The sequence below is a fragment of the Dactylosporangium sp. NPDC049140 genome, assembly GCF_040648435.1.
In genome coordinates this window covers 178,672-191,146 of sequence record NZ_JBEZDS010000011.1, presented here as the reverse complement: position 1 = coordinate 191,146, position 12,475 = coordinate 178,672, and the positions used below count along the sequence as shown (strand labels likewise).

The following is a 12,475-nucleotide window of genomic DNA, read 5'->3' as shown; positions in this document are numbered from 1 at the left end:
CTGATGCAGATCGTGTTGTTCGACGGGTTCGACCCGCTCGACGTCGTCGCCCCGTTCGAGGTCCTCGCCGAGGGCGCCGCCCGGGCCGGCCAGCCCGACGAAGTCCGGCTGGTCGCCGTGGGCGGGCCGCGGGAGGTGGTCGGCGGCACCCGGGGGCTGGCCCTGCGCGCGGCGGCCGCCCTCGACCCCGACGCCCCCGGGTACGTCGTCGTCCCCGGCGCCTCCGGCCGGTTGGACGAGATCCCGGCGCTGCTCGCCGGGGTCGCGCGGTCACCGGTGATACCGGCGGTCCGGGCCGCCCTGGCCAACCCGGACGTGACGGTGGCGACCGTGTGCGGCGGCTCCCTCATCCTGGCGATGGCGGGGTTGCTGGACGGCCGGCCCGCGGTCACCAACGCGCAGGGCATGGACGCGCTCGCGGCGACCGGCGCCCGGCCCGTCCGCGCCCGCGTGGTCGACGACGGCGACCTGGTCACCGCGGCCGGGGTCACCTCCGGGCTGGACCTGGGCCTGCACCTCGTCGAGCGCGAGTACGGGCCGCCGGTCGCGCTGGCCGTCGAGGAGATGTTCCAGTACGAGCGCCGAGGGATCGTCTGGCGCTGATCTAACAGATGTTGCGTCGATACTTGCGTCGCTAGCGTTTGAGGGGTATCACTCGGGGAAACCTTTCCATCATCGAAAGATTTTCTCGAGAGGGTACGCGATGCGGATTGCGACGGCGATCACCGGCCGGCTCGGTGCGATCATCGTCCTGCTGGTCGCGGCGGGCCTGACGGCGCTGGCGTTCGTCACCTCGCCCGAGCAGCCGGCCGCCCGGGCCACCGACGGGCTCCCCGCCGGCAAGCAGTCGACGCGCGTCACCGAGCTCGAGGACCGCTTCCCCAGCGGCCGCACCCAGACCGCGCTGGTGGTCTTCGAGCGGGCGGGCGGGCCGCTGACCGAGGACGACCGCAAGGCCGTCGACCGGGCCCGCGAGGCCGTGCACGCCCAGGCGCCCGCGGCACCGTCCGGCGACAAGCAGGCGCTGCTCGTCGCCGTGCCGCTGAAGGCGGGCGGCATCGAGCAGGTCGCCGACGAGGTGGAGCAGCTGCGGGCCACGGTGGCCGCCGTGCAACGACCCGAGGGCCTCACCGTCCTCGTCACCGGCGGCCCCGCGTTCGCCCGGGACATCTCGGCCGCGTTCGAGGGCGCCGACTTCACGCTGCTGGCCGCGACCGCGATCGTCGTGGCGGTGCTGCTGCTCGTGACGTACCGCAGCCCGATCCTCTGGCTCGTCCCCCTGGCGGTGATCGGCACCGCCGACCAGGTCGTCGCGAAGCTGCTGCCCTGGGTCGCGAAGGTCGCCGGCCAGCCCACCGAGGGACAGGTCAGCGGCATCGTGTCCGTGCTGGTCTTCGGGGCCGGCACGGACTACGCGCTGCTGCTGATCGCACGGTACCGCGAGGAGCTGCGCCGCACCGAGAGCCGCCGCGGGGCGATGGCGGCCGCCCTGCGCGGGGCCGCCCCGGCCGTCGTCGGCAGCGCCACCACCGTGGTCCTCGCCCTGCTCACCCTGCTCTTCGCCGTGCTGACCACCAACCGCACCCTCGGCGCGGCCGCCGCGCTCGGCGTCGTCGTCGCGCTCGCCTTCGGCCTCGTGGTGCTCCCGGCCGCCCTGGTCTGCCTGCCTCGCGGCGTGTTCTGGCCGTTCGTGCCGCACGTCGGCTCGGACGAGCCGGCCCACTCGGGGCTGTGGGCCCGGGTCGCGGCCGGGGTCCAGCGCCGCCCGCGCATCGTGCTCGCCGCCGCCGTGCTGCTCCTCGCCGGCCTGGCCGCGGGGCTCGCCGGCACGAAGATCGGGCTGTCGCAGACCGAGCAGTTCCGCACCCAGGTCGAGTCCGTCACGGGCGCCGAGACCCTGGCCCGGCACTACCCGGCCGGCGCCGCCCAGCCGGTCACGGTCATCGTGAACGCTCCCAGCGCCGACCGGGCCGTCGCCGTCGCGCACGGCGTCGCGGGCGTGGCGAAGGTCGGCGAGCCGGAGCGCTCCGACGACGGCACCCTGGTCACCTTCGACGTCGACCTGACCAGCGGCTCCGGCACCGCCGCGGCGGACCGCACGGTCAAGGACCTGCGCACGGGCCTGGCCGGCCTCCCGGGCGCGCTCGTGGGCGGGGACCCCGCGGCGGACCTCGACGAGCGCGACGCCAACCTTCGCGATGATTTCGTGGTGGTACCGCTGGTGCTCGCGGTCGTCCTGCTGGTCCTCGTGCTCCTGCTGCGCTCGCTGGTCGCCCCGCTGCTGCTGCTGTTCACGGTCGTCGTGAGCTTCGCGGCGAGCCTCGGCGCCGCCAGCCTCGTGCTGCGCCATCTCCTGGACATCCCGGCGCTCGGCACCGCCGTGCCGCTGCTGGCGTTCCTGTTCCTGGTCGCGCTGGGCGTCGACTACAACATCTTCCTGGCCACCCGGGCCCGGGAGGAGGCGGCGCACCTCGGCACCCGGGAGGGCATGGTCCGGGCCCTGGCCACGACCGGCGGCGTGATCACGTCGGCGGGCATCCTGCTGGCCGCGGTGTTCGCGGTGCTCGGCGTGCTCCCGGTCATCGTGCTCACCCAGATCGGCGTCATCGTCGGCATCGGCGTGGTCGTCGACACGCTGATCGTGCGCACGATCGTGGTGCCGGCCCTGGCCCTCCTGCTGGGCGACGCGTTCTGGTGGCCGGCCAAGGCCGCGGCACCTCAGTCGGTGGAGAGCCGGGACCAGATCTCGGTGTCATAGCGCACGCCCTGGTACAGGTACGGCTCCCGGATGACGCCGTCGAGGCGCATCCCGAGACGCTTCGCCACCGCGGAGCTGGCGGTGTTGTCGGTGCGACACTTCCACTCGACGCGGTGCAGGCCCCGGGTCTTCAGTGCCCAGTCGATGAGGACCCGGGCCGCCGCGGTGACCAGGCCCCGCCCCTGCCCGGCGGGCTCGAGCCACACGCCGATCTCGCAGTTGCCGGACTCGGCGCTGAAGTTCACGTACATCGTGCCGCCGACCAGGGTCCCGTCGAGCCAGATGCCGAACAGCCGCCCGGCGTCGCGGGCCTGCAGGTCGGCGTACCGCTGGAGGGTGGCCCGGGTCGAGTCGAGGTCGGTGCTGACCGAAGCCCAGGGAATCCACGGGTCGACGACGGCGCGGGCCCGGTCCATGTGCGCGAGGAACTCCGCGGCTTGCCAGGGCTCGAGCGGGCGCAGTTCGGCCCCGCCCTCGATTGAGACGCTGAACATGATCCTCACCGTACGCGGAGCCACTCCCCGAGTCGACGGCGCGCCCGTGCGCGGCACCGCCGCACGCCGGCCTCGACTCACGGCGAGCCGGCCACCGCCATGCCCAGCCACGGCATCGCCGCACAGTTCGCACGGCCGCAACAGTTCGCACGGCCGCACCGCTGCACGGCCGCACAATTCGCACGGTCGCACGGTCGATACGGCTGCACAGGCCGCACGGTCGCACAGCTGCACAGGTCGCTCGGCTGCACAACTGCACGGTTCGCACAGCGCACATCGCACAGCGCACATCGCACAGCGCACATCGCGCAGCGCACATCGCACAGCGCACGGGTCGGACCGGCTCAGGCGTCGACGGTCACCGTTACGGTGTGCCAGCCCGTGGCGCCGTCGGGGAATGGAGTGGCCCGCTGCTCGGGCTGGACCGCTCCGGTACGGTCGGTCGCCCGCACCCGCAGCGTGTGCGACCCCGGGGGCGCCGCCCAGGTCATCCGCCACTGCACCCATGTGTAGTCCGACGGCACCGGCAGCAGCTCCGCCCGGCGCCACGGCTCCTCGTCGACCTGCACCTCGACCTCGGCGATCCCGCGCCCCTGGGCCCAGGCGACCCCGGCCACCGGGTACCGGCCCGGCCCGCAAACGCCCGAACGACTCCGGCCGGTCGATCCGCGAGGCCGTCTTGACCGGCCCGCGGGGCGCCCAGCCGCGCGCGACCCAGTACGCGTCGACGGCCGCGAACGTGGTCAGCTCGATGCTGGTGAGCCACTTGCACGCCCCCGCGTACCCGTAAACGCCCGGGGTCAGCATCCGCACCGGGAAACCGTGCTCCAGCGGCAACGGCTCCCCGTTCATGCCCAGGCACAGGAGCACATCGGGGGTTTCGAGCACCGTGCGTACCGGTGTGCCGATACTCATCCCGTCGACCGACCGTGCAACCACCTGGTCGGCCGCAGGGTCGATCCCGGCCTCGCGCAGCAGCGGCGCGAGCGGCACCCCGAGCCAGCGGGCGGTGCCGATGTACGGGCCGCCGACCTCGTTCGAAACACAGTTGAGCGTGATGTGCCGTTCGACGAGGGCCCGCTGCAACAGTTCCGCAAAGGTGTACGTACGCGGCCGCTCGACCTGGCCATGGATTCGCAGCCGCCAGCCACCGAGGTCGACCCGCGGCACGGTCAGTGCGGTGTCGACCCGATAGAAGTCCCGATTCGCGCTCACAAACCCCGGCTCCGTCCCCATCGGCAATGCCGGCGCCGGGTCAGCCGGCGCGGGCAACCGCACAGCATCCCGATCCCGGGCCGCAGCACCGCCCCGGACCCGCCGCGTGACGACCACTCCCCCACCGGCGACGACGGTTACGGCCGACACCGCCGCGACCGCCTGCAGAAACGCCCGCCGGTCGAACCCCACCGGCGCCACCTCCGACTCCGACTGCGGCCCCAACCCTGGCCCCGGCCCCGGCTCGGGCTCGAGCTCCAACCTTGACGTTGGCGCCGGCTCCGGCCGCGGCCCCGAATCCCGCCCCAACTCCAGCCGCGGCCCCGAATCCCGCCCCGACTCCGGCCGCGGCCCCGAATCTGGCACCAACCCCGTCGGCGGCCCCGAATCCTGCACCCACCTCGCTGGCGTCCCCGAATCTGGCACCAACCCCAACTGCGGCTCTGACGCTGATGTCGGCTGCACCTCTGGCGCCGACGTCGACTGCCGCGCTGGCACCGATTTCGGCTCTGGCGTTGGCTTTCGAATCAGTTTCTGAAGGCCGACAACCTTTCGCGCCGGCTTTCGAAGGAGTTTTTGGGTCAGCGTCCGCGGGCCGAAAGCTTTTCCTATCGTTTTCGGCGTTGGGTTTCGGTGCAGCGACCACAGGGCGATCGCGGTGACGACGCCGCCCACCAAGGACGGCAGCGCCGCCAGCGGGCCGGTGGTCGGGCGGCTCACGGCGGCGGCCGCCCCGGCGATCGCGAACAGCGCCGCGCCGGCCGTTCCGAACCAGCGGCGGCGGGCCGCCAGCACGCCGACCGCCACGGCGACGGCGACGAGCGCCAACGCGATGCCGCTCAACAGGACCGGCTTGTCGGCGGTGCCGAAGGTGCGCACCGCGAACTCCTTGACCGGCGTCGGGGCCGCGTCGACGAGTACGCCGCCGACCGCGACCGCCGGGCCGGTCGCGGGGTCGGTCAGGGAGGCAACCAGCTCGGCGACGGCGATCCCGGCCGCCGCGGCGAGCAGGCCCGAGAGGCCGGCCCGGCGACGAGTGACCACTGTGGACATCAGCTCTTGGGCATGAGGACGGTGTCGATGAGGTACACGGTGGCGTTGGCGGTCTGGACATTGCCGCACACGACCATCGCGTTGCCGTTGACCGTGAAGCTGGTGCCGGAGCCGGACACGGTCAGCTCGCCGCCCTGCAGGGTCTTGTGCGTGCCGGCGAGGTCCGACGGGCTGAGCTTGCCGGGCACGACGTGGTAGGTGAGCACCGACTTCAGCGTGGCCGGGTCCGCGAGGACCTTGTCGAGGTCGGCCTTCGCGATCTTGCCGAACGCGTCGTTGGTCGGGGCGAAGACGGTGACGTCCTTGGCATTGTTGAGCGAGTCCACGAGGCCCGCGAACTTGACCGCGCCGACCAATGTGGACAGCAGCGGGTTGCCGGAGGCGGCCGAGGCGACCGGGACCTTCGCCATCGCGTCGAAGCTGCCCGGGTTGGCGGGGTCGGACGGCACCGCCGCACAGCCCGCACCGAACTGCGCGCCCATCATCGGGGCGGCGCTGGACGGGGCGGCGCCCGTCGTCATCGTTGCACCGGTGGTCATCGTCGAGGCGGGGGCCGCCGTGTCGTCCGAGCTGTCGCCGCACGCGGCGAGCGACAGGACGAGGGCGGAGGCGGCGGCCACGGCGGCGAGCTTGGTACGAAACATCAGTAATCCCCTTGAATCGGTACGTTCATTGATGATTCGCGGCCGAAGTCGTCCCGGACGGGCCGAAGATCCGCCGAAGATTCCACCGCTGCACCGCCCGGGTGAACCGAGAGCGCTCTCACCATGTATCAGCAGCTCAAAGCAACAGCGGAGAGCGCTCTCTGCAAACCGGTCATTGACACTCGTCGCATTTCGCGCGCATGCTTCGCAAGGACCCCATCCGAAGCCGCCACTTCGACACCCCACGGAGTCCACTCCATGCGCCTGAGAAAAGGCCGGCCCATCGCGGTCGGCGCCCTCGCCGTTGCCGTCGTCGCGACCGCACTGACCTTCCTCGCCCTGCCGAACGCCGAGGCCGCCACGCTCGGCTCCGGCAGCTACGCCACCACCAACCCGGCCGGCACCACCGGCCCGACCGGCTGCGGCAGCATCGCCACCAACCCCCGCCAGTACGTCACGGCCAACGCCCCCGCCGGCGCCGTGCCCACCAACGACTGGTGGTCCTCGCTGCTGTTCAAGCGCACGGACTGCAACTACGCCCTGCCGCTGGAGGCCCACCCGATGGCCTTCAAGCCCGCCGCCGACGGACTGGGCGTGTCGTACACCACCGACGCCGCCATCTCCGGGACGGCGACCGGCGTCGGTGAGTACCACTTCCCGTACACCACCGAGTTCACCCTGGGCGTGACCGGCCTCAACGCGCCGAACACCCTGGTGGACGGCTGGACCGACTGGACCGTCACCCCCTCGTGGTCCGACGGCGCCCGCACGCTGAAGACGACTATCGGTCACGGGCTGCCGTTCGTGTACGCCCGGACCTCCGGCGGCAACGCCCAGCTCACCTTCGGCGGCGCGCCCGCCGTGTGGTCCAACAGCGGCGCGCGCGTCGGGTTCACCGTGCGCGGCCACGACTACATGGCGTACGCCCCCACCGGCGCGACGTGGACCGTCAGCGGCTCGGCCATCACCTCGACCCTGGCCGGCAAGGACTACTACTCCGTCGCGCTGCTGCCGACCACCACGTCGACACCGGCGGCGGACCGTACCGCGCTGGCGAACACGTACGGCCAGTACGCGCACAACCACGTCACCGGCACCCGCGTCGCCTGGAGCTACGACCAGGCGGGCAGCGCCGTGAACGCCACGTACACCGTCACCACCACCGCCCGTGAAGGCACGGGCTCCGGCACGGTGCTGGCCCTCTACCCGCACCAGTGGAAGAGCCTCGCCGCGGGCAGCCCCATCGCGCAGACCTATGTCTCCGCGCGCGGGCCGATGAAGGTGCTCACCGGACTGGGAGCGTTCACGACGACGACGCGCTACCAAGGTGTACTGCCGGAGATTCCCGCCGTCGCCGACTCCTCCGGCGCCGATCTGTCCACAGTGGGCGGCTACCTCGACCAGGTGGCCACCGGCGACCCGCTCGCCGGGTTCGGCGACGACACCTACTGGACCGGCAAGGGCCTCGGCCGCGCCGCCCGGGCCGCCGAGCTGGCCGACCAGCTCGGCCGCACGGCCCAGCGCGACGCCCTGCTCGGCGCGATCCGCACGCGCCTGACGGACTGGTTCACCGCGGGCTCGGGCGAGGCCGGGCGGCTGTTCGTGTACAACCAGGCCTGGGGCACGCTGATCGGCTACCCGGCCTCGTACGGCTCGGACCAGGAGCTCAACGACCACCACTTCCACTACGGCTACTACATCGCCGCGGCCGCGACCCTGGCCAAGTTCGACAAGGCGTGGGCGGCGACGAGCGCGTACGGCGGGATGGTGAACCTGCTCATCCGCGACGCCAACAACCCGGACCGGGCCGACACCATGTTCCCGTTCCTGCGCGACTTCGACATCTACGCCGGGCACGACTGGGCCTCCGGGCACGCCTCCTTCGGGGCCGGCAACAACCAGGAGTCGTCCTCGGAGGGCATGAACTTCGCCAACGCGCTCATCCAGTGGGGCATCGCGACCGGGAACACCGCCGTGCGCGACGCCGGGCTGTACATCTACACGACCCAGGCCCAGGCGATCCAGGAGTACTGGTTCGACTCGGCGAACCAGAACTTCCCGGCGACCTTCGCCCACAACACGGTCGGGATGGTCTGGGGCGACGGCGGGGCGTACGCCACCTGGTTCAGCGCCGAGCCGGAGATGATCCAGGGCATCAACATGCTGCCGGTGACCGGCGGCTCCCTGTACCTGGGGTACAAGCCGGCGTACATCGCGACGAACTACAACGAGATGACGACGAACAACGGCGGTCCGCCCACGGTGTGGCAGGACGTGCTGTGGTCGTTCCAGGCGCTGGGCAACGGCGACCAGGCGCTGGCGAACCTGCGGGCGAACTCCGGGTACACCCCGGAAGAAGGCGAGAGCAGGGCCCACACCTTCCACTGGATCCGCAACCTCGCCGCCCTGGGCACGGTAGACACGTCGGTGACCGCGAACACGCCGTTGTACGCGGTGTTCACGAAGAACGGCCAGCGCACGTACGCCGCGACGAACCTGACGACGGGAGCGCTCACGGTCACGTTCTCCGACGGCCACACGCTGACCGTCGGGGCCGGGAAGACGGCGACGAACGGGGCGTACACCTGGAGCGGCGGGAACGGCACCAGCAACCCGCCCTCGTCCCCGCCGCCGACGTCGACCTCCCCGTCGCCGTCGCCGTCGGTCTCCAGCTCGCCGCCGCCGGCGGGCTCGAACAAGTTCTTCCTGCGCTCCGGGCCCGCGCTCAGCACCACCGCCGGCAGTGCCGCCACGACGCAGACGGTCACCGCCGCGAACGGGAACTGGGACGGTAACCCGCACAATCCCGTGACGTACACGGCCTGCGGCATCACCGGAGGAACGAACGGCACGGCGACCCAGTTCACGTTCCACGTCGACGCCGGCGGCACGGTCGGGCAGGGGATCCAGGCCCGCGTCTCGTACGACTTCACCGGCGGCGGCAGCTACGGCCGGGTCGAGACGTACCGGTACTTCGCCACCGACCCGGTCGCGGGCACGGAGCAGTACACCCAGGCCGTGGGCCTCTCCTCGGCGACCGGCACGCTGTCGGCGATGAACCACGGCTGTGTGCGGCTCGAGCTGTGGAACGCCATCGGCAACGCGGACACGACGGTGCGGGTCGACGCCAGCGCCGCCAACGGCAACCAGTCGGCGCTCACCATCCCGTACACGGTGGCCTGACCACGCGCGGCCGGGTCAGTCGTCCAGGGTGACGGTGACGCTGACCCGGCCCCGCTCGTCGCGGCGGGACACGGCGTGGCCCGGCCGGTCCTCGCCGTCCAGGTGCAGGCTGATCGGGCCGCCGGCGCCCAGGAAGTTGCGCCACCACGCCTTGGCGTCCGGGAACTGCACACCGATGAGCACGGTGTCGCCGGTACGCCGGTACGCCACCGGCGTGCTGAAGGTGTTCCCGGAACGGCGACCCGTGTACGTGACGACGGTCAGGCGGCGCCGTACGACACGGCCGAGGCGGGGCGAGTCCCGCAGCCGCAGCACACAGGCGTTGACGCGGCGCACGGCGCCCCGAGGCAGCTCCACGGTGTCGTCCTCTCGGTCGGATTCGCTTGCGCGGCAACGGTACCGCCGAAGTGGAGCCCCCTGTCCAGTTGCCGCTAAAGTGAGCAACATGGGTCACGGGGCTTCTCAGTTGCGGTCCGACGCACGGCAGAACCGGGACCGGATCGTCGAGGTCGCCGGCACCCTCTTCGCCGAGCGCGGGATCGACGTCCCGATGGCGGCCGTCGCACGGCACGCGGGCGTCGGGGTGGCAACCCTCTACCGGCGGTTCCCGACCCGGGAGGCGCTGGTCACCGAGGTGTTCGCCGACCAGTTCGCCGCGTGCGAGGCCGTGCTCGACGACGCGCTCGCCGACCCGGACCCATGGCACGGTTTCCGCACGGTCGTAGAGCGGGTGTGCGCCATGCAGGCCGCCGACCGGGGGTTCGCCGCCGCCGCGCTCGCCGCGTTCCCGGGCGTGTTCGACCTGGAACGCGAGAAGGCCCGGGGCGTGGCGGCGTTCGCCGAGCTGGCCGGCCGGGCCCAGGCCGCCGGGCGGCTGCGTGCGGACTTCGTACCGGATGATCTGCTGCTCATCCTGCAGGCCAACTGCGGGGTCACGGACTCGGGGCGCCTCGTGGCGTACCTGCTGGACGGGTTCGCCGCCCGATGAAAGAGGGTTCCTTGCGCATTCGCGAGTTCGGCTGGGCCGACTACGACGCCGTCGTCTCCGTGTGGCGCACGGCCGGCAGCGACCCACTGCCCCGGGCCGAGCTGGAGGCGAAGCTGGAACGCGACCCGGAACTGTTCCTGGTCGCGTCCGACGGGACGATCGCCGGGGTCATCCTGGGGACGTACGACGGGCGGCGCGGCTTCATCCTGCGCCTGGCGGTCGACCCGGCCCGCCGCCGGGAGGGGATCGCGACCCGGCTCGTCGCCGAGCTCGAGCGCCGGCTGAAGGCGCTCGGCTGCCCGCGGATCAACCTGTTCGTGCTGCCGGACAATGCGGCCGGGCTCGCCTTCTGGCGGTACCACGGATATCTTCCGGCCCCTGACGTGGTGTGCACCAAGCCGCTGTAGCGCAGGAGTGCGGTGACCGCCGCGACCGGCGGTCACCGCACCTTGGGCCCGGGAGGATCAGGCGTAGGTCTCGAACTCGGCGACCTGGGGTGTCCCCGAAGCGCCGGTGATCCTGAACGTGACCTTCTTCAGCGACGTCGACGTGAAGCTGATGACGCCCGCGCCGCTGCCGGACTTCAGCACGGCGCCGTTGTCGGCGTTGATGACCTGCCAGGATCCGATGGTGCCGGCGGCGCCGGACGCCTCACGGATGTTGATCTTGGAAATCGACTTGGCGGAGCTCCACTTGACCGAGATGTCGCCGGTCGAGCCCGACGGCGACCAGTAGGTGCTGAGGCTGCCGTCGATGACGTTGCCGTAGCTTGTCCCGCCGCCCTTGCTGGAGCCGTCCGCGCCGGCCCCGATGCTGAGGTTGGTGCCCGACGGCTGCGACTGCGACGGCGTCGGCGTCGGGGTCGCGCTCCGCGTCGGGCTGGCGGTGACGGTCGGCCCGCCCGTGGTGGCGGTCGGAGTCGTCACCGTGCAGGAGCCGTTGGACACCTGCAGGCCCTTGTTGGCTCCGGCGGTCTGCGTGACGACGGTCGGCACGCAGCTGGCGGCGTCGAGGCTGTACGAGTACGGGATGCTGACGCTCGTGTTGGACTGCACGTTCGGACCGGCCGGGTGGTTCTCGGTGCCCGGGCTGGTCCACGTCACGTTGTCGAAGATGTTGCCGGCGACCTGCCAGCCGCCCATCAGGTCGGTGTAGAACGTGCCCAGGACGTCGGCGGAGTCCTTGAAGTAGTTGTTCTCGACCTTGGCCTTGCCGCCGTCGCGCGGGTTGATGCCCGACTTGTTCAGGCTGACGTAGTAGTTGTTGTAGATGTGCGCGGTGGCGGCGCGCAGCAGCGGCGTGCGGGAGTCGATGTTCTGGTACAGGTTGTGGTGGAACGTCACCGGGCCGTTGCCCGTGTCGCTGTCGCTCGACCCGATGAGGCCGCCCCGGCCGGAGTTGCGCAGCGTGTTGTACGAGACGGTCACGTAGTTCGTGCCGGCCTTCATGTCGATGAGCGAGTCGTAGCCCTGGTCCTCACCGCCCGACGCCAGCAGCGAGTTGTGGTCCACCCAGACGTTGTGGACGCTGCTCTCCATGCCGATGGCGTCGCCGCCGTTCGACGTGGGCGAGCCCGACTTCTTCACGTTCTGCACGGTCACGTTCTGGATGATGATGTTGCTGGACTCGCGGATGTGGATGCCGATCTGGTCGAAGACGGCGCCGCCGCCGACCCCGACGATCGTCACGTTGCTGATCTGCTTGAGCTCGATGACCCCGGCGGCGGTGTTGCAGCTGTCGCCGGAAACCTTGGCGGTGTTTCCGACGGTGATGGTGCCCTCGACCTGGATGGTGATCGGGGTGCTGCTCGACGCCCGGTTGCACAGGGCGGTGTGGATCGCGGTGCCCGTGGTGGCCCGGACCGTCTGCCCGCCGGCGCCGCCCGTGGTGCCGCCGTTCTGGGTCGCGTACCCGGTGACACCGCCGGTCGCCGCCGACGCCTGCGGTACCACGAGTGCCACGCCGATCGCAGTGGCGGCGCCTGCCGCACCGACCGCCAGAAGCCGCAACGCGACTGGTCGTCTCATCCTCGTTCACCTTCGTCTCGCTCGAGAGGGGTGTCGCTGTTTCCCGCGGCCGCTAGGAAAGCGCATTCCTCATCAAACTGACGCTCGGTCGAACGGAAGTCAATGGATCGGCG

At 71.6% G+C, this 12,475-nt stretch carries 10 protein-coding genes and 1 pseudogene; 6 read left to right on the top strand and 5 right to left on the bottom strand.

All coding sequences use genetic code 11. The annotated features are described in order from the left end of the window. Positions 1–3: 3 nt before the first annotated feature. Both AB0B76_RS20580 and AB0B76_RS20575 read left to right on the top strand, forming a co-directional pair. A complete protein-coding gene (locus AB0B76_RS20580) occupies positions 4–603 on the top strand; it encodes a DJ-1/PfpI family protein (RefSeq protein WP_360377271.1) in 600 nt (199 codons plus the stop codon). Between the two features lie 100 nt (positions 604–703). Continuing rightward, entirely contained in the window at positions 704–2,758 is a 2,055-nt protein-coding gene (locus AB0B76_RS20575; RefSeq protein ID WP_360377269.1) for an MMPL family transporter, read from the top strand. On the opposite strand, the gene AB0B76_RS20570 is transcribed toward AB0B76_RS20575, so the two are convergent. Together AB0B76_RS20570 and AB0B76_RS20565 are read right to left on the bottom strand one after the other, a co-directional pair. Further along, positions 2,719–3,252 (bottom strand): GNAT family protein, encoded by a 534-nt coding sequence (locus AB0B76_RS20570; RefSeq protein WP_360377266.1) that lies wholly within the window; start codon positions 3,250–3,252, stop codon positions 2,719–2,721. The two genes, AB0B76_RS20575 and AB0B76_RS20570, sit on opposite strands and share 40 nt — an antisense overlap. 344 nt (positions 3,253–3,596) lie before the next feature. Continuing rightward, positions 3,597–4,596: pseudogene (locus AB0B76_RS20565) on the bottom strand (molybdopterin-dependent oxidoreductase); the annotation flags it as partial. A 529-nt stretch (positions 4,597–5,125) separates the two neighbouring features. On the opposite strand from AB0B76_RS20565, the gene AB0B76_RS20560 reads away from it, so the two are divergent. Beyond that, a complete protein-coding gene (locus AB0B76_RS20560; RefSeq protein ID WP_360377440.1) occupies positions 5,126–5,536 on the top strand; it encodes a hypothetical protein in 411 nt (136 codons plus the stop codon). Here the strand turns inward: AB0B76_RS20560 and AB0B76_RS20555 are convergent. After that, the gene (locus AB0B76_RS20555) at positions 5,520–6,164 is read right to left on the bottom strand and encodes a fasciclin domain-containing protein (RefSeq protein WP_360377263.1); all 645 of its coding nucleotides are present in this window, start codon (positions 6,162–6,164) and stop codon (positions 5,520–5,522) included. The two genes, AB0B76_RS20560 and AB0B76_RS20555, sit on opposite strands and share 17 nt — an antisense overlap. Positions 6,165–6,422: 258 nt before the next feature. Here AB0B76_RS20555 and AB0B76_RS20550 point away from each other — a divergent pair, with 258 nt between their 5' ends. Next, positions 6,423–9,347 carry a glycosyl hydrolase gene (locus tag AB0B76_RS20550; protein ID WP_360377261.1) on the top strand — a complete coding sequence of 975 codons (2,925 nt, stop codon included), beginning with the start codon at positions 6,423–6,425 and terminating at the stop codon, positions 9,345–9,347. A 15-nt stretch (positions 9,348–9,362) separates the two neighbouring features. On the opposite strand, the gene AB0B76_RS20545 is transcribed toward AB0B76_RS20550, so the two are convergent. After that, on the bottom strand, positions 9,363–9,704 hold the full coding sequence (locus tag AB0B76_RS20545; protein ID WP_360377258.1) for a nitroreductase/quinone reductase family protein: 342 nt from the start codon (positions 9,702–9,704) through the stop codon (positions 9,363–9,365). 88 nt (positions 9,705–9,792) lie between these two features. On the opposite strand from AB0B76_RS20545, the gene AB0B76_RS20540 reads away from it, so the two are divergent. Then, complete coding sequence (locus tag AB0B76_RS20540; RefSeq protein WP_360377256.1) at positions 9,793–10,335, top strand: helix-turn-helix domain-containing protein; 543 nt, start codon at positions 9,793–9,795, stop codon at positions 10,333–10,335. Positions 10,336–10,346: 11 nt separating this feature from the next. Beyond that, positions 10,347–10,742: a GNAT family N-acetyltransferase gene (locus tag AB0B76_RS20535; protein WP_360377253.1), complete on the top strand. Its 396-nt coding sequence runs from the start codon at positions 10,347–10,349 to the stop codon at positions 10,740–10,742. A gap of 57 nt (positions 10,743–10,799) precedes the next feature. On the opposite strand, the gene AB0B76_RS20530 is transcribed toward AB0B76_RS20535, so the two are convergent. Continuing rightward, positions 10,800–12,362, bottom strand: a complete 1,563-nt coding sequence (locus AB0B76_RS20530) for a polysaccharide lyase family 1 protein (protein WP_360377250.1) — start codon at positions 12,360–12,362, stop codon at positions 10,800–10,802. Positions 12,363–12,475: the final 113 nt, after the last annotated feature.